The sequence below is a fragment of the Brevundimonas huaxiensis genome (assembly GCF_014218725.1).
Taxonomy (GTDB): Bacteria; Pseudomonadota; Alphaproteobacteria; order Caulobacterales; family Caulobacteraceae; genus Brevundimonas; species Brevundimonas huaxiensis.
Genome location: NZ_JABBJE010000002.1, coordinates 374,173 through 389,724, shown reverse-complemented (window position 1 = coordinate 389,724; position 15,552 = coordinate 374,173). Strand labels below are relative to the sequence as shown.

Genomic DNA, 15,552 nt, shown 5'->3' with positions numbered 1-15,552 from the left:
GCCGATCCAAACTACGTCCCCTTGCGCGGCGGTCTGGCCATCGCCGCGCCCGGCGAGGCGAACGGCGCCCTGGCCCTGAGCGAAGGCTTCGGCCTGCATCCGGCGCTGGCGGGCCTGCACGCCCTTTATGGTCAGGGTCAGATGCGGTTCGCCCCTGCCGTCGCCCTGCCCGTGCGCATCCGCTCGCACTTCGACGCCCAGGACGTGCTGTAGAACGGCGGCGAAGGTCTGCGCCAACAGTCCGACGGCTGGCTGAACCGCGCCATCGTCGCGGCCGGCGGAACGTCGCTGAAGGGCCTGTCGATCGGCGCCCAGACCCCGCTGATCCTGCGCGGCGACGCGCCGGTGTCCAGCTGGGCGCCCGGCGGTCTGGTGCGCGACGGCGACCGCATCGCCTCCTTGCTTCAGGACCTCTATGTCGAGGATCCGATGCTGGGCCAGAACTTGGCGCGGGGTCTGGCGACCGAGCAGCTGGTCGGCATGGACGGCGGCGACCAACGCCTGCGTCGCAACGACGTCCAGGGCCTGGGTCAGGCCGTCGCCAGGCTGATGACCGGACCGGAAGGCGCCGACATCGTCGCCGTCTCGCTGGACGGCTGGGACACCCATGCGGGTCAGCGGGCGCAACTTCAGACCCGGCTGACGGGCCTGGATCAACTGGTCACGGGCCTGAAGGACAGCCTAGGCGACGCTTGGTCGCGCACGGCGGTCATCGTCGCCACCGAGTTCGGCCGCACCGCCCGCGCCAACGGCACCCAAGGCACCGACCACGGCACCGGCTCGTCGCTTCTTTTGGCAGGCCGTGCGGTCAAGCGCGGCGGCCCCATCGGCGACTGGCCGACCCTGGCCGACAACCGCCTGTTCGAGAACCGCGACCTGGCGCCGACCCTGGACATCCGTTCGGTGTTCAAGGGCGTGCTGCGCGATCACATGGGCCTCGACCGCGCCGCGCTGGACGCCCGCGTCTTTCCCGGCAGCGCCGCCGAGGCGCCGACGATGGACGGTCTGATCTAGCCGCCACGCTTGCTTTTTGCGGCGCAACATCGCATCAGGACGCCATCACCTTGGACCCGGCCCTGTTCGCAGGCGACGGGTGGCTATCCCCGCCGCCGATCCGCTGGGAAACCGAGCCGCCGGAAACCGAAACGTCGGTCAGGCTCATCCAGATGAAATCCTGAAATGTCCATCATCGCCTCCGCGCGCCAGCAATGGCTCGCCAATCCTCGCCGCGATCTTCTGGCGGGGACCGTCGTGGCCCTGGCCCTGATCCCCGAAGCCATCGCCTTTTCCATCATCGCCGGCGTCGATCCCGCCGTCGGCCTCTACGCCAGCGTGGTCATCGCCGTGACCATCGCCTTCGTCGGCGGGCGGCCGGCCATGATCTCGGCCGCGACCGGCGCCATGGCCCTGCTGATGGTCACGCTCGTGCGCGACCACGGGGTGGAATATCTGTTCGCCGCCTCGATCCTGTGCGGCGTGTTCCAGATCGGCATCGGCCTGCTGAAGTTGGGCCGCTACATCAAGTTCGTCAGCCGCAGCGTCATGACCGGCTTCGTCAACTCGCTGGCGATCCTGATCTTCCTGGCCCAGATGCCCGAGCTGATCGGCCGGGGCTGGATCACCTACGCCCTGATCGCGGCGGCCCTGGTCGTCATCTACGGCTTTCCGCGTCTCACCAAGGCCGTGCCCTCACCCCTGGTCGCCATCGTCGCCATCAGCGCCCTGGTGATCGTGCTGAAGCTGGATGTGCGCACTGTCGGCGACATGGGCCAGATGCCGACCAGCCTGCCGATGTTCCACCTGCCCGCCGTCCCCCTGACATGGGAGACGCTGGTCATCATCGCGCCCATCTCGGCGACCCTGGCCTTCGTCGGCCTGCTGGAAAGCCTGCTGACCGCCAACCTGATCGACGACATCACCGACACCCCGTCGGACAAGGATCGCGAGACGCGTGGCCAGGGGATCGCCAACATCCTGTCGCCCCTCTTCGGCGGCATGGCGGGCTGCGCCATGATTGGCCAGTCGATGATCAACGTCACCTCGGGCGCGCGCGGGCGTCTGTCCACCCTGTGGGCCGGGCTGTTCCTGCTGTTCCTGATGCTGGCGCTTCAGACCTGGGTCGCCCAAATCCCGATGGCCGCCCTGGTCGCCATCATGATCATGGTCTCGATCGGCACCTTCGACTGGTCCTCGGTGATGAAGCTGCGCTCCACCCCGCTTCAGTCGTCCATCGTCATGATCGCCACCACCGTGACGGTCGTCGCCACCCACGACCTGTCCAAGGGCGTCATCCTGGGCGTGCTGCTGTCGGCGATCTTCTTCATGCGCAAGGTGGGCAAGACCATCGCCGTGACCGAGGTTCCGACGCCGGAACCGGGCGTTCTGCGCTACCACGTGTCAGGCCAGCTGTTCTTCGCCTCGGCCGATCTGTTCGCCGCCAGCTTTGAGCATCACGGCCAACCCACGCGCGTCGAGATCGATCTCAGCGACGCCCATCTGTGGGACCTGACCGGCGTCGCCGCCGTGGACAAGGTCGTCTTCCGCTATCGCCGTCAGGGCGCGGACGTGCAGGTCACGGGCATGAACGACGCCGCCCGCACCTTGGTTACGCGGGTGGGGCGGTTCGAGAAGATGCATCTGCCGGACGGCGCCGGCGCGCATTAGGGCTCAGGCGGCTTCGGGCTTCGGCATCTTGCAGATGCGGTTCAGGTCGGCGCGGATCGAGCTGCCCTGGAAATGCGAGATTTCGGCGCCCGAATACCCTTCTCCGGACAGCGCCTTGACGACGTCGCCGGTGTTCAGACAATCGTTGGTGCGGGCGAGCTGATAGGCGCGCTCGACGACGTGGGTGCGGTTCATGGGGATGGCCTTTCGTGCTGTTCGTTAACGCACCCCAAGCTAAACCGTTCCGATCATTGGATTTTCGGACCCGTCGCCCCAAGCTTGCATCCACAGCCAATATCTGCGCACATACGGCTCGTCGATCTCTCTGCGTAACGCCCACTCTCTCTGCGAACGCACGAGTCAAGGCCGCTCCCATTCAGACCCGACAGGCCGCAGGGACGTTCCCTCGGTCAATTTCTAACGGAGGTCTCAAAATGGCTACCGGCACTGTCAAATGGTTCAACGCCAACAAGGGCTACGGCTTCATCCAGCCTGAAGACGGCGGCAAGGACGTCTTCGTCCACATCTCGGCTGTCGAAGCCGCCGGCCTGCGCGGCCTGGACGAAAACCAGAAGGTTTCCTACGAGCTGGAACGCGACAAGCGTTCGGGCAAGGAATCGGCTGGCCAGCTGCAAACCATCGGCTGATTTCAGCCTCACAGCTGATCTGCGACGGCGGCTCCTCACGGAGCCGCCGTTTTCATTTTGGGCTCTGCGTCTGGAACGGATGACTTCGGTCAAACTCGGTCCTAACTTGGCCATATGAAACCAGAGATCATCTTCCTGACCATCTGGGCAATCGGCGTGATCGTCACTTGGCCAGTCATGATCTGGTATGCGGTGAATAGCCGACGAGCACGGGGCGAACCCGTCATGCCCAGGCCCCCCGCTTCGGCCCGTTACGCTGACACGCGCGCCTCCGGTAAACAGAAGGGCAAGTGGGGCGGCGCGAGCAATTGCCTGATGGTGGTCGTCGATGACCGAGAGCTTTGGCTTTCGCCCGTTTTCCCAATCACCTTGTTCATGCCCTACGGGGCGTTCGGTCTTGAGTTCCGCAAACCTGTCGCCCTCGTCAGGGCCGAAGCACGTAAGGACTGGACGGGCATGAATGTCCGGCTGACACTCACCGCCAAGGGCGATCCGGTCGTAATCGACATGCGGGTACGCGACCCCGCGAAACTCCTCTCGGCTTTGAAGATCTAGACCTTCGTCTTGTCGATCCAGGCGGCGAAGGCGTCGGTGAAGCTTTTCAGGAAGGTCTTGGTGTCGTCCTTCTTCAGCTTGCCGTTCTCGTCCAGCAGGTCGGCGACGTTGCCGATATAGGCCTCGGGCTGCTGCATCGTGGGCATGTTCAGGAAGACCAGCGGCTGGCGCAGGTGGTGGTTGGCGCCGAAGGCCGCGACGGCGCCGGGCGAGACGCTGACGATGGCGGCGGGCTTGCCCTGCCAGATGCTGTGGCCATAGGGGCGCGAGCCGACGTCCAGGGCGTTCTTCAGCGCGCCGGGGATGGAGCGATTGTATTCGGGCGTGACGAACAGCACCGCCTCGGTCGTCGCCACCTCCTCGCGGAACCGCTCCCAGGCCGGCGGCGGGTTGTCGGTCTCCAGATCGGGATCGTAGAGCGGCAGGTCGCCGATCTCGACCGGCTCAATCTCCAGCCCCGGCTCGGCCAGCGCCTTCAACGCCATGCCGATGGCGCGCGAATAGGAGCCTTTGCGCAGGCTGCCGACGATCAGGGCGACGCGGACGGTCATGAAAGGTCTCCGGGCTGGGCGTGTTCAAGCGCCAGCATAACCGATCCCGGCGGCCGGATGTTCCGTTAGGCCGGCCGCGGATCACCTGCGCACAAAGCGGACATTGCGAAGGGCTGTTATGGGTGGCGATCAGGCATCGTCCCGGCTAATCGTGGGTCATGAGCGATGCACGCCAATCCAGCCAAGAGCGGCTCCGCGAGCTAGCGAAAGCGATAGATGGATTGGAGCGGGAATCAGCGCTGACCCCGGTCTCTGATAAACCAAAAAAGCTGCCAGAGCCTGAACTCGGTCCAAAGACAAAGTTCACAGTCAAAATACTGACTTGGTTTTTCCGGGTTTATTGGGTGGTCTGGATAACTGTCACCTTGACGGTAGATCCACCCCTGCAGTTGGAAAAGTGGCTCTACGTCCCGTTCTCAGCGCTTGTTTGCTGGCTTATTTTCCAGTTCCACAAAGCCGTAATCGTCGCCGCCGCTAAAAAGATTTCTAGCTCTCGCCGAAGCTAACAATGTCCGAATAGGTCGTGAAGGAAAGTTTGAGCCGGACCCTCAGATGGCGACCGCCAGAGGTCGTCTGTCGCGGTGAACGCCCTTCCAAGAGAGTCGGCGCGATGAAAGAACAGCCTAAGGCCTACCCCCCGAACAGGGCCGCCGCGAAGGCTTCGCCTGCCGGTGCGGCCGACTTAGGCCCCAGGACGGCGCTGGCCGCCTGGCCTGACGCCAGCACCCGGCCGCCGACCGCGCGCACGTCCTCAATCGTCTGGGCTTGCAGTTGTTCAGTCATCGACACGCTGGAGCGCGGGGCGCCGAAGATCAGGGTCTGGGCGGCGTTGCGGCCGGCCCGGCTCATCGGGTTTTCGTCCGACATCCACAGGCCCGCCTTCATCACCGCCTTGGCCCGCGACAACTCCTTGTCGGTCGGCCCGACCTCGGCCAGGGCGCGCACCTCGGCCGCAGAGACCTCGGCCAGTTCCTTCGCCCGATCCGCCGCCGCCCCGGCGTAGATGCCCAGCACGCCCGTATCCTCGTATGGCTCCTGATAGGCGTCGATGGCGTAGGCCAGGCCCCGCTCCTCGCGCGCGCTCTGGAACAGGCGCGAGGCCATGCCGCCGCCCAGGATCTCGCCGAACAGCCGCATGGCCGACAGCGCCGGATCGGTCGCGGACAGGGCCGGCAGCTGGAACACCAGATTGGCCTGTTCGATCTTGCGCGTCAGCTTCGCATGGCCGCCGACGAAGGCGGCCGGCGCGGGGGCGTCAGCCGGCGTCGCCACCGCATCGCCGAACCAGCGCTCGGCCAGGGCCAGCAGTTCGGTCTCGTCCACCGCGCCTGAGACCGACACCACCATCCGGTCGGGCGAATATAGCCGCGCGCGCCACGCCTCGACCGACGCCTTGTCGGCCGGTTTCAGGCTGGCGACCGAGCCCAGGATGGGACGGCCCAGCGGTTGTTTGGCGAAGGCGCGCGTCTGCACCATCTCGAACACATGGTCGTCGGGCGTGTCGAAGGCCTCGGCGATCTCCTGGGCCACCACGTCCTTCTCGCGCTCGATCTCGGCCGGGTCCAGCGTGGGGCGGAACACCAGGTCCGACAGCACCTGCATCGCCAGCGGCAGCGAGCCGTCCAGCCCCCGCACCTCGAAACTGGTCCGCTCGTATCCGGTGGAGGCGTTGATCGTGCCGCCCTCGGCCTCGATCCGCTCGACGATCTCGCGCGCGGCCATGTCGCCGGCGCCTTTGAACACCAGATGCTCCAGCAGGTGCGACCAGCCGGACCGATCGAGCGGCTCCCACCGCGCCCCGCCCTTGACGGTGACGACGACGGCCAGGGTCTTCAGCCCCGGCATCGGATCGCAGATGACGCGAACGCCGTTGGACAGGGTGTGCAAGGAGGCGGTCAGGAGATGTCTTTCTTGATGCGTCGACGAAGCAGCGCCACATAGAAACCCGCAAGCGCGATCGCCAGTCCGAACCACGTCAGGGCGTATCCGAAATGGTTGTTGGAAAAGGCCGCAGGCGGCGCGGACGGCCTCAGCGACGGGAACTCGGGATTGACGGCGGTGATGGCGAAAACGGCCTCGGGCCGGACCGGGCCGGCGACGTTCAGCGCCTTGGCCATCGCCGTCGTGTCGCGGGCGTAGAAGCGGCCGTCGCGGGGCGCCGGGCTCATGGCGCCGGGCTTGTCGAAGGTGCGGAACTCGCCGACCATGACCAGCGGCAGGGTGGTTTCGACCACGGGCGGCCGCTCCGTCACGCCGTCGCCGACGAAGCCGCGATCGATCAGCAGGGTGAAATCCGCCCCCGCCGGCTTGCAGGCCGAGATCAGCCGCACCCCGGCCTCGCCGTCATGGATGCTCTGGAGCTCGACGAAGGGCGCGCTGGCCAGGCCCGGACAGACGATCAGCGCCTTCCTGAACTCCAGATCCCCTTCCGCCAGCACCTGCTCCAGCGGCGCACGCGGTTTCGCCGCCGCCTCATCGGCCGCCGCGATCAGCCCTTCCTTCCACTTCAGCCGCTCGACCTGCCACACGCCAAGCCCGATCAGCAGGATCAGGCCCAGCACCGTCAGCACGGTCAGGATCCAGGGGAAACGCTTCATAGATCCTCCTCCGTGTAGCGCAGCGGAACGGGGGAGGGGGACCGCGAAGCGGTGGAGGGGGCGGACCCTCGCACCGAGTCTGGGGTCGCCCCCTCCACCACGCGAGGCGTGGTCCCCCTCCCCCGCTCCGCAGGGGAGGATCCATCCACCTGGTTCCGATATTGCAGCCCGACCATCAGCCCCCGCCCCGGCCGCATCAGGGCAAGCGACAGGGCGACCACCAGCGGCAGCCAGACGATCAGATGCACCCACATGGGCGGATGGTATTTGATTTCGACGAACAGGGCCGAGAAGCCGACGATGACGCCGGCGATCTGCATGATGAAGCTGGCGGGGCCGTCGCCCGTCTGGATGGTGGAATAGTCCAGACCGCAGGCCGTGCAACCGGGCGCCACCTTCAGAAAGCCCGCAAACAGCGCGCCCTGGGCACACCGGGGACAACGCCCCCGCAGCGCCCATCGCACCGGCGTATCGGAAACGACGACGGCGCGGGACGATCCCTCGTCCCGCGCCGCTGCGATGTCTTCAGGGCCGTCTTGGATCAACCGAAGACGACATAGACGAAGGCGAACAGGAACAGCCACACCACGTCCACGAAGTGCCAGTACCAGGCCGCGGCCTCGAAGCCGAAATGCTTTTGCGGGGTGAAGTCGCCCTTCAGCAGGCGGATCAGGCAGACCGCTAGGAAGATGGTGCCGATCAGAACGTGGAAGCCGTGGAAGCCCGTCGCCATGAAGAAGATCGAGCCGTACAGGCCCGAGTTCACGGCCTCTTCGTTGAAGAATAGCTTCTCGTGCAGGATGTGGTTGTACTCATAGGCCTGGACGCAGGTAAACAGCACGCCCAGGGCCACAGTGATAATCAGGGCGATCTTGGCGCCCTTGCGATCGCCGACCTGGATCGCGTAGTGAGCCCAGGTGACGGTGCAGCCCGAAAGCAGCAGCGTCACGGTGTTCAACAGCGGCAGTTGCCACGGCGACAGGACCTCGACGCCCTTCGGCGGCCAGGTCGACCAGGCCTTGGCGGTGTCGGCCCAGGTGCCGACTTCCGGCGTCAGCGCCCGCGATTCATGGAACAGCGCCATGTCGAAGAACATCCAAAAGAAGGCGACGAAGAACATCACCTCCGATGCGATGAACAGGATCATGCCGTAGCGCAGGCCCAGCGACACGACCGGCGTATGGTCGCCCGCCTTGGATTCCTTGATGACGTCCGCCCACCAGCAGAAGGCCGAGATCAGAACGCCGGCCAGACCAGCGAAGAAGACGCCCGGCTTGCCTTCGGCCAGGAAGTTGGCGGCGATCGGGCCGCCGTCCGCCGGGGCCAGGCCCTTCATCCAGATCACCGCGCCGATGAACATGATGGTCGCAGCGACCGAGGACACCAGCGGCCAGGGGCTGGGCGCCACCAGGTGGTAGTCGTGCTGCGGAGTGGCGTGGGCGTCAGCCATGAATCGCGTCTCTTCGTCGGCCAGAGTCGGTTGTTATAGCGGCTATAGCGTTCGATTTTCCCCGACGCCAGAGCCGTGCCGCTATTCCGCCTTGTTCAAGGCTCTGAACGCCTTGGCCGAAAAGGCCGACAGCGGCTGGGGCAGGTCGTCCAGCGCGAACCAGCCGATCTCCGACAGCTTGTCCGGCTCGGTTAGCGTCGGCTCGCCGGTGAAGTCGCGGGTAACATAGATCAGCGACACCCAGTGCTGGCCGTCGGCCGGAATGATCTCTTCGGCCAGGCACAGGAAATCGACGGCGCCGATCTTGAGCCCGCTCTCCTCCTCGGCCTCGCGTCGCGCGGCGTCGATGGAGCGCTCCATCAAATCGACCTTGCCGCCGACGATGTTCCAGAAGCCGGCCTCGGGCGCCTTCAGCCGTTTGCACAGCAAGACCCGCCCGTCGCCGCGCTGGATCACCAGGCCGCAGCCGACGCCGGGAAAGTCCACGCCCGGCTTCATGCTCACGCCTTGGGCGCGTCCACGGACGGATAGAAGGTGTAGCTCAGGGTGATGTCGCGCGCGCCCTTGGCCTCACGGTCCGTGGCCAGTTCGGGGGCGATGAAATACTGGACCGGGAACTGGCGCGTCTCGCCCGCCGCCAGCGTCTGGTCGGTGAAGCAGAAGCATTGCAGCTTCTGGAAATACGGCCCCGTCTGCTCGGGCGAGACATTGTAGCTGGCGCGCACCTGGATCGGCTTGTCCGAGGTGTTGGTCACGTCGAAATAGGCCAGGCCCGTCTCGCCGATCCGCACCCGCTGAGTCGATTGCTCGGCGCGGAAGGTCATCGGCACGCCGCGCACATTGGTGTCGAACCGCACCATCACCGTCTCGTCCAGCACGGTGTCGGAGGCCTTGTCAGCCTTCATCGTCGTGCCGCCGAAGCCCGTGACCTGGCAGAACATCCGATAGAGCGGCACGGCCGCGAACGCCGCCCCGGTCATCCCCATCACGCCGAAGACGCAGATGATGGCGATCAGATTCTTGCGGCCCGCCTTCATGGTTGGGAGGTCTCCACCGCCGTCGCCAGCGCGCGCTCGGCCGCCTGGTTCTGTTGCAGGCGCAGAACCGTGGTGGCGAAGACCAACACGATGAAGGCCACCAGCGCCGAGGCGATCCAGACGTTGCGACGCTTGCGCGCGCGAAGTTCCTCAGGCGTCAGACGCATGGTTTTACGCTCCCAGACCGGACAGGGCCTCGACCAGCAGCGCCGAGAACAGCGCCATCAGATAGAGGATGGAAAAGGCGAACAGGTCCCGCGCCGGTTTGGCTTGGACCTTGACGTCATACAATGCGGCCTCGCGTCCCACGGCCTCGGCCTTGTCCGGCTCGTCGCCCGCGCGCGAACGATAGAGACGCACCGCCAGTCCCAGGAAACCCAGGCCGCCCGCGACCGACACGACCAGATAGATGATCCCCCCCAGCCCCGCGAAGGCCGGGGCGATCGCGACCGGCACGAAGACCAGTGTGTAGAGCAGGATCTGCAACCGCGTGGACTTGGCGCCCTTTGCAACCGGCATCATCGGAATGCCGGCCTTGGCGTAGTCGCCGGCCGAATACAGCGCCAGCGCCCAGCTGTGCGGCGGCGTCCACAGGAAGATGATCAGAAACAGCAGCCACGCCTGCCACGGCGCATGGCCCGTCGCCGCCGCCCAGCCGATCACGGGCGGAAAGGCGCCCGCCGCCCCGCCGATGACGATGTTCTGGGGCGTCCGGCGCTTCAGCAGCAGGGTGTAAAAGCCGGCATAGTAGACGATGGTCATGGCCAGCAGACCCGCCGCCAGCCAGTTGGCGTTCATCCCCAGCAGCATGACCGAAAACAGGCTCAGGATGACGCCGAAGGCCATGGCGTCGTTCTTGCGCACACGCCCCGCCGCCACCGGCCGGCCGCGCGTGCGCCGCATCAGGGCGTCGGTCTCGCCTTCCAGCGCCATGTTCAGCGCCCCGGCCGCCCCGGCCCCCACGGCGATGCACAGGATGGCGATGGCCGCGACCAGCGGATTGACCGATCCGGGCGCCACGATCAGCCCGGTCGCGGCGGTGAACACCACCAGCGACATCACGCGCGGCTTCAGCAGCTGGAAGAAATCCTCCGGCTGGGCGGTCGAGATGGCGGGGCGAGTCTGAACTTCGGTCATCGGTGAGGGCCGCATAGCATACCCAAATGAAGAAGGCCGCCCCTTCCGACGGAAAGAGCGGCCTTCGATTTCATATCGCTGGAAAGGCTTAGTGCTCTTCCGCCTTGATGACCGGCAGTTCGTTGAACTGGTGGGCTGGGGGCGGCGAGGACAGGGTCCACTCCAGGGTCGTGGCGCCTTCGCCCCACGGATTGGCGACGCCCGGGCGACGACGGATCGCCGCCTCAACCAGCATGATCAGGAAGACGATCACGCCGACGACGGTGACGGCATAGCCGATCGACGAGACGTGGTTCCACAGGGTGAAGGCTTCCGGATAGTCGATGTAGCGACGCGGCATGCCCTGCAGACCCAGGAAGTGCTGCGGGAAGAACACCAGGTTCACGCCCACGAACATGATCCAGAAGTGGGTCGCGCCCAGGAACTCGTTGTACTTCACCCCGAACATCTTCTCGAACCAGTAGTAGAAGCCCGCGAAGATCGCGAAGACGGCGCCCAGCGACAGCACATAGTGGAAGTGCGCCACGACATAGTAGGTGTCGTGCAGGCTGTAATCGATGCCGGCGTTCGACAGGACCACGCCGGTCACGCCGCCGACGGTGAACAGGAAGATGAAGCCGATCGCCCACAGCATGGGCGTCTTGAAGCTGATGGAGCCGCCCCACATGGTGGCGATCCAGCTGAAGATCTTCACGCCCGTCGGCACCGCGATGATCATGGTGGCGGCGATGAAATAGGCGCGCAGATTGATGCTCATGCCGACCGTGTACATGTGGTGCGCCCACACGATGAAGCCGACGAAGCCGATGGCCACCATGGCGTAGGCCATGGCCAGATATCCGAACACCGGCTTGCGGCTGAAGGTCGAGACGATGTGGCTGATGATGCCGAAGCCCGGCAGGATCAGGATGTACACTTCCGGGTGACCGAAGAACCAGAACAGGTGCTGGTACATGATCGGGTCGCCGCCGCCGGCGGGATCGAAGAAGTGGGTGTGGAAGTTGCGGTCCGTCAGCAGCATGGTGATGGCGCCGGCCAGCACGGGCAGCGACAGCAGCAGCAGGAAGGCGGTGATCAGCACCGACCAGGCGAACAGCGGCATCCGGTGAAGCGTCATGCCCGGCGCGCGCATGTTCAGGATGGTGGTGATGAAGTTGATCGCGCCCAGGATCGAGCTGGCGCCCGCGACGTGCAGGGCGAAGATGGCCAGATCGAAGGCGGGGCCGACGTGGCCCGTGGTCGACAGCGGCGGATAGGCCGTCCAGCCCCCGCCGAAGCCCTTGCCCGGTCCGCCGTCGGTGAACATCGACAGGATCAGCAGGCACCAGGCGGCGACCAGCAGCCAGAACGAGATGTTGTTCATGCGCGGGAAGGCCATGTCCGGCGCGCCGATCATGATCGGCACGAACCAGTTGCCGAAACCGCCGATCATGGCGGGCATGACCATGAAGAAGATCATGATCAGGGCATGGGCCGTGACGACGGCGTTATAGCCGTGCTTGGACTGCTCCACGAGACCCAGCAGCTGGATCGACGAGCCTTCCTTGAAGATCTGGATGCCCGGCTCGGCCAGTTCCCAGCGGATCAGGCCCGACAGGGCGCCGCCCACGATGCCCGCCATGATGGCGAACATCAGATACAGGGTGCCGATGTCCTTGTGATTGGTGGACAGGAACCAGCGGGTGAAGAAGCCCAGCTTGTGGTCGTGGTGATGATCGTCGTGAGCGTGACCGATGTGGGTCGCGTCGCGGGTTACGGTAGCGTCAGCCATGTGTCTCTGTTCGCCTCTTACTGGGCGGCCGGCGCGGCGGACGCCGCGGCGGGAACGGGTTGGTCGGCGGTGGCGCCGACGGGGGCGGCGACCGGAGTCGCGGCGTCGGCGGCGGGCGCAGGCGCGGCTGCGGCCGGAGCGGCGGCTGCGGCGGGCGCGGCGACCTTGGGCGTCATCGAGCCGCCCTTGGAGGCGATCCACTGTTCGAACTGGGCCTGGGTCACGACCCGGATCTCCAGCGGCATGAAGGCGTGGTCGACGCCGCACAGTTCCGAGCACTGGCCATAGAAGACGCCGGTGCGCTCGGCCTTGAACCAGGTGGTGTTGATGCGGCCGGGAACGGCGTCGGTCTTCAGGCCGAACGCCGGCAGGGCGACGGCGTGGATGACGTCCGAGGCGGTGATGACCAACTGCACCGTTTTGCCGACCGGCACGACCATCGGCTCGGTCGCGGCCAGACGATAGGGCACGCCCTTGGCCTTGGCTTCCTCTTCCGGGAGCATGTTGGAGATGTATTCCGCGACGCCCTGGTCCGGATACTCATAGGCCCAGTTCCACTGGTTGCCGGTCACCTTCACCGTCAGGTCCGGCGACGGCATGTCGTGATAGGCGAACAGCAGGCGGAACGAGAACAGGGAGATGAAGACCAGGATCAGCACCGGCAACACGGTCCAGATGATCTCGATCGTGGTGTTGTGGCTCCAGCGCGCGGGCGTCGGATTGGCCTTCTTGTTGTAGCGGAACACGATCCGCGCCAGCAGGCCCAGCACCAGCAGGGTGATGGCCGTGATGATCGGCATCAGGATCACGTCGTGGAAGAAGTGCGCATCATGCTTCAGCGGCGACGCCGCCGGCTGCAGCGTAATGCCCCCCGGGGTCGGCTGACCCATCAGGTCCTGCGCCCACGTCGGCGCCGCAGCGAACATCGCCAGTCCGGCGCCCAGAACGATGGAGGACGCGCAAGTCGCGGCCTTCTTCAACGTCCCTTGGGCTCGCTTGCCCATCCCCATATGAGACTTCCCCATAAAACCGTTATGCAGCAGATACTTGCGAATGGCTCGCAAGAGATCACGCTGGCGCGATTCCCACGCCCGGCGTTCTCGGTCACCTATCGGATCGCTTTCGGCTTGCCAAGCGATCAACGGCGCCCACGCCGCAAAGCCGCCTTCAGCCGGCCTCGATTAAATCGCTGTCATGTTTCGATAGATACCTTGCATCACAAGATACCTTGCCGTAGTCAATGGTCATCAACGGGAGAGCCGAGGTGCCAGAAACTATCGAGATACAGCTGAAGAAGGGCGTGTTGGGGCTTTGCGTCCTGGCCCTTCTGAACCGGGCGGACAGCTACGCCTACGAGATCGCCAGCCGCCTGTCGGACGCGATCGATATGGGGGAAGGCACGATCTACCCCCTGATGCGCCGCATGCAGTCCGAAGGACAGGTCGAGACCTATCTCGTCGAATCCTCCGCCGGGCCGTCACGCAAATACTATCGACTGACCGAAGCGGGCCGGGGGGCCCTCGCCGCCCAGACTGCCGAATGGTCCGCCTTCACCAAGGCCGTCGACGCCATCGTGGCGAACGACGCCGATCAGGGAGCCGCTCAATGACGCGCGCCGAATTCATCGATCGTCTGAAGGAAGGCCTCGTCGGCCTGCCGACCACGACCGCCAACGACATCATCGCCGACTATCAGACCCACTTCGACGACGGCATCGCCGCCGGCCGCACCGAGGCCGAGGTCGCCTCCGCGCTGGGCGATCCGGTCCGCCTGGCTCGCGAGCTCAAGGCCGAGGCCGGCATCCAGCGCTGGCATCAGGAGAAGAACCCCTCCGCCGCCGCCGGCGCCGTCTTCGCGGTCCTGGGCCTGGGGGCGCTGGACATCCTGATCCTTCTGCCCCTGCTGATGGGCGTGATCGGGACCGTGTTTGGCTTCTTCCTCGCCGCTATCGGCCTGTTCATCGCAGGCGGCGTGATCATGGTTGCGGGCCCCTTCGCCGGCTTCCCCGGCGGGCCGTTCGCGGCGATCCTGATGGGTCTGGGCCTGATGGCCGGCGCCGTCTTCATCGGCGCCCTGCTGACCATCTTCACCATCTGGCTGGTCAACGGCGTCGTCTGGTTCGCCCGCCTGCACTACCGCCTGCTGAAGCCGGCGCTTGAGCCGACCAGCGTTCAATCCACCTCGACCTCGGGAGCTTCGGCATGATCCGCACCCTGTTCATCATCGCCGGCGCCGCCCTGGTGCTGTGCTTGGTCACCGTCGGCGGCGCGCTGGCGATCGGCGGCCACGACCTCCAGCGCCACGGCTGGGCCTGGACCATCAAGGACCAGGACGGTGAGACCATCCGCTTCGAGCGGGTCAAGGGCGGCGGGACCGACGATCTCGGCCCTCTGACCACCCGCACCCTGCCCTGGACCGGCGGCGAGACCCTGACCGTCGATTCCAGCATCGACGTCGACTATGTCCAGGGTGACGCCAACACCGTCGTCATCACCGGCCCCAAGGGTCTGACCGACCGGGTCCGTCTGGTCGACGGCCGCCTCGATCTGGGCGACGGCGACGAGCGGGTGGTGTTCGGCTGGGACAACGGCAACTTCTCCGCCCGCTCGGAGCGCGACGAGCTGAAAGTCGTCATCACCGCGCCCAAGGTGAACCGCTTCAACACCAAGGGTTCGGGCGACCTGCAGATCACCGGCTATGACCAGCCTTCGCTGACGGTCGACATCGCCGGTTCGGCCGAGGTCACCGCCTCGGGTCGCACCGACGCGCTGAAGCTGGACATCGCCGGCTCGGGCGATGCGTCCCTCGGCGATCTGGCGACCCGCGACGCCTGGGTGGACGTCGCCGGCTCCGGCGACGCCCGCATCGCCCCGACCGGCGACGTCAAAGTCGCCATCGCCGGCTCCGGCGACGTGGCCCTGGCCACCCGCCCCGCCAACCTGAACAGCACGGTCTCCGGCTCCGGCGACGTCTATCAGGACTGACGGTCACAACGACCACCGTGGAAAGGGGCTGGGTTCACCAGCCCCTTTTTCTTTCGTCATCCTCCGGCAAGCCGCTTGCGGCGCAGACCGGGGGACCCAGCGGCGCCGAAGGCGATGCTTCTGCTGCACTCTCGTTAAACAGGGATTGCTCGACAGGTT

Annotated in this window: 20 protein-coding genes and 1 other annotated feature; of the genes, 8 read left to right on the top strand and 12 right to left on the bottom strand. The window is 65.9% G+C overall.

What is annotated here, in order from left to right; all coding sequences use genetic code 11:
- Positions 1 to 345 precede the first annotated feature (345 nt).
- Complete coding sequence (locus tag HF680_RS15990; RefSeq protein ID WP_317134012.1) at positions 346 to 1,014, top strand: DUF1501 domain-containing protein; 669 nt, start codon at positions 346 to 348, stop codon at positions 1,012 to 1,014.
- Between the two features lie 49 nt (positions 1,015 to 1,063).
- Positions 1,064 to 1,127, top strand: a sequence feature (sul1 is cis-regulatory element that is thought to sense ions involved in sulfur or methionine metabolism; They are found in Alphaproteobacteria).
- Positions 1,128 to 1,179: 52 nt separating this feature from the next.
- Positions 1,180 to 2,664, top strand: a complete 1,485-nt coding sequence (locus HF680_RS07170; RefSeq protein WP_185224556.1) for a SulP family inorganic anion transporter — start codon at positions 1,180 to 1,182, stop codon at positions 2,662 to 2,664.
- Between the two features lie 3 nt (positions 2,665 to 2,667).
- Here the strand turns inward: HF680_RS07170 and HF680_RS07165 are convergent, their stop codons facing one another.
- Positions 2,668 to 2,859, bottom strand: a complete 192-nt coding sequence (locus tag HF680_RS07165; RefSeq protein WP_017505732.1) for a hypothetical protein — start codon at positions 2,857 to 2,859, stop codon at positions 2,668 to 2,670.
- Between the two features lie 239 nt (positions 2,860 to 3,098).
- Between HF680_RS07165 and HF680_RS07160 the strand changes: the two genes are divergently transcribed.
- Both HF680_RS07160 and HF680_RS07155 read left to right on the top strand, forming a co-directional pair.
- The gene (locus HF680_RS07160) at positions 3,099 to 3,311 is read left to right on the top strand and encodes a cold-shock protein (RefSeq protein WP_185224555.1); all 213 of its coding nucleotides are present in this window, start codon (positions 3,099 to 3,101) and stop codon (positions 3,309 to 3,311) included.
- A 114-nt stretch (positions 3,312 to 3,425) separates the two neighbouring features.
- A complete protein-coding gene (locus HF680_RS07155; RefSeq protein WP_039244875.1) occupies positions 3,426 to 3,866 on the top strand; it encodes a hypothetical protein in 441 nt (146 codons plus the stop codon).
- Here HF680_RS07155 and HF680_RS07150 read toward each other — a convergent pair.
- Positions 3,863 to 4,417, bottom strand: a complete 555-nt coding sequence (locus HF680_RS07150) for an NADPH-dependent FMN reductase (protein ID WP_185224554.1) — start codon at positions 4,415 to 4,417, stop codon at positions 3,863 to 3,865. The two genes, HF680_RS07155 and HF680_RS07150, sit on opposite strands and share 4 nt — an antisense overlap.
- A 158-nt stretch (positions 4,418 to 4,575) precedes the next feature.
- Here HF680_RS07150 and HF680_RS07145 point away from each other — a divergent pair, with 158 nt between their 5' ends.
- Positions 4,576 to 4,923 carry a hypothetical protein gene (locus tag HF680_RS07145; protein WP_185224553.1) on the top strand — a complete coding sequence of 116 codons (348 nt, stop codon included), beginning with the start codon at positions 4,576 to 4,578 and terminating at the stop codon, positions 4,921 to 4,923.
- A gap of 124 nt (positions 4,924 to 5,047) precedes the next feature.
- Here the strand turns inward: HF680_RS07145 and HF680_RS07140 are convergent, their stop codons facing one another.
- The 10 genes from HF680_RS07140 to coxB all read right to left on the bottom strand — a co-directional run bounded on the left by HF680_RS07140 (position 5,048) and on the right by coxB (position 13,413).
- A complete protein-coding gene (locus HF680_RS07140) occupies positions 5,048 to 6,262 on the bottom strand; it encodes a M16 family metallopeptidase (RefSeq protein ID WP_185224585.1) in 1,215 nt (404 codons plus the stop codon).
- Between the two features lie 50 nt (positions 6,263 to 6,312).
- Positions 6,313 to 7,014: an SURF1 family protein gene (locus tag HF680_RS07135; protein WP_185224552.1), complete on the bottom strand. Its 702-nt coding sequence runs from the start codon at positions 7,012 to 7,014 to the stop codon at positions 6,313 to 6,315.
- Positions 7,011 to 7,559 carry a DUF983 domain-containing protein gene (locus tag HF680_RS16220; protein ID WP_185224551.1) on the bottom strand — a complete coding sequence of 183 codons (549 nt, stop codon included), beginning with the start codon at positions 7,557 to 7,559 and terminating at the stop codon, positions 7,011 to 7,013. The genes HF680_RS07135 and HF680_RS16220 overlap by 4 nt, the downstream gene beginning before the upstream one ends.
- Positions 7,556 to 8,464: a cytochrome c oxidase subunit 3 gene (locus tag HF680_RS07125; protein ID WP_185224550.1), complete on the bottom strand. Its 909-nt coding sequence runs from the start codon at positions 8,462 to 8,464 to the stop codon at positions 7,556 to 7,558. Before HF680_RS07125 ends, HF680_RS16220 begins: the two co-directional genes overlap by 4 nt.
- 81 nt (positions 8,465 to 8,545) lie before the next feature.
- Positions 8,546 to 8,962, bottom strand: a complete 417-nt coding sequence (locus tag HF680_RS07120; protein ID WP_185224549.1) for an NUDIX domain-containing protein — start codon at positions 8,960 to 8,962, stop codon at positions 8,546 to 8,548.
- A 2-nt stretch (positions 8,963 to 8,964) separates the two neighbouring features.
- Positions 8,965 to 9,501 (bottom strand): cytochrome c oxidase assembly protein, encoded by a 537-nt coding sequence (locus HF680_RS07115; protein WP_017505722.1) that lies wholly within the window; start codon positions 9,499 to 9,501, stop codon positions 8,965 to 8,967.
- The gene (locus tag HF680_RS07110; protein WP_017505721.1) at positions 9,498 to 9,668 is read right to left on the bottom strand and encodes a hypothetical protein; all 171 of its coding nucleotides are present in this window, start codon (positions 9,666 to 9,668) and stop codon (positions 9,498 to 9,500) included. Before HF680_RS07110 ends, HF680_RS07115 begins: the two co-directional genes overlap by 4 nt.
- A gap of 4 nt (positions 9,669 to 9,672) precedes the next feature.
- The gene (gene cyoE, locus HF680_RS07105) at positions 9,673 to 10,638 is read right to left on the bottom strand and encodes a heme o synthase (RefSeq protein ID WP_185224548.1); all 966 of its coding nucleotides are present in this window, start codon (positions 10,636 to 10,638) and stop codon (positions 9,673 to 9,675) included.
- An 88-nt stretch (positions 10,639 to 10,726) separates the two neighbouring features.
- Complete coding sequence (gene ctaD / locus HF680_RS07100) at positions 10,727 to 12,409, bottom strand: cytochrome c oxidase subunit I (protein ID WP_017505719.1); 1,683 nt, start codon at positions 12,407 to 12,409, stop codon at positions 10,727 to 10,729.
- Between the two features lie 17 nt (positions 12,410 to 12,426).
- The gene (gene coxB / locus HF680_RS07095) at positions 12,427 to 13,413 is read right to left on the bottom strand and encodes a cytochrome c oxidase subunit II (protein WP_185224584.1); all 987 of its coding nucleotides are present in this window, start codon (positions 13,411 to 13,413) and stop codon (positions 12,427 to 12,429) included.
- A gap of 260 nt (positions 13,414 to 13,673) precedes the next feature.
- Here coxB and HF680_RS07090 point away from each other — a divergent pair, with 260 nt between their 5' ends.
- From HF680_RS07090 to HF680_RS07080, 3 genes are read left to right on the top strand one after another with little or no spacing between them, the layout of a single operon-like run.
- Positions 13,674 to 14,018: a PadR family transcriptional regulator gene (locus HF680_RS07090; RefSeq protein WP_039244893.1), complete on the top strand. Its 345-nt coding sequence runs from the start codon at positions 13,674 to 13,676 to the stop codon at positions 14,016 to 14,018.
- Positions 14,015 to 14,614: a DUF1700 domain-containing protein gene (locus tag HF680_RS07085; RefSeq protein WP_045809754.1), complete on the top strand. Its 600-nt coding sequence runs from the start codon at positions 14,015 to 14,017 to the stop codon at positions 14,612 to 14,614. Before HF680_RS07090 ends, HF680_RS07085 begins: the two co-directional genes overlap by 4 nt.
- Positions 14,611 to 15,393, top strand: a complete 783-nt coding sequence (locus tag HF680_RS07080) for a GIN domain-containing protein (RefSeq protein WP_185224547.1) — start codon at positions 14,611 to 14,613, stop codon at positions 15,391 to 15,393. The genes HF680_RS07085 and HF680_RS07080 overlap by 4 nt, the downstream gene beginning before the upstream one ends.
- The last annotated feature ends 159 nt before the right edge of the window (positions 15,394 to 15,552 follow it).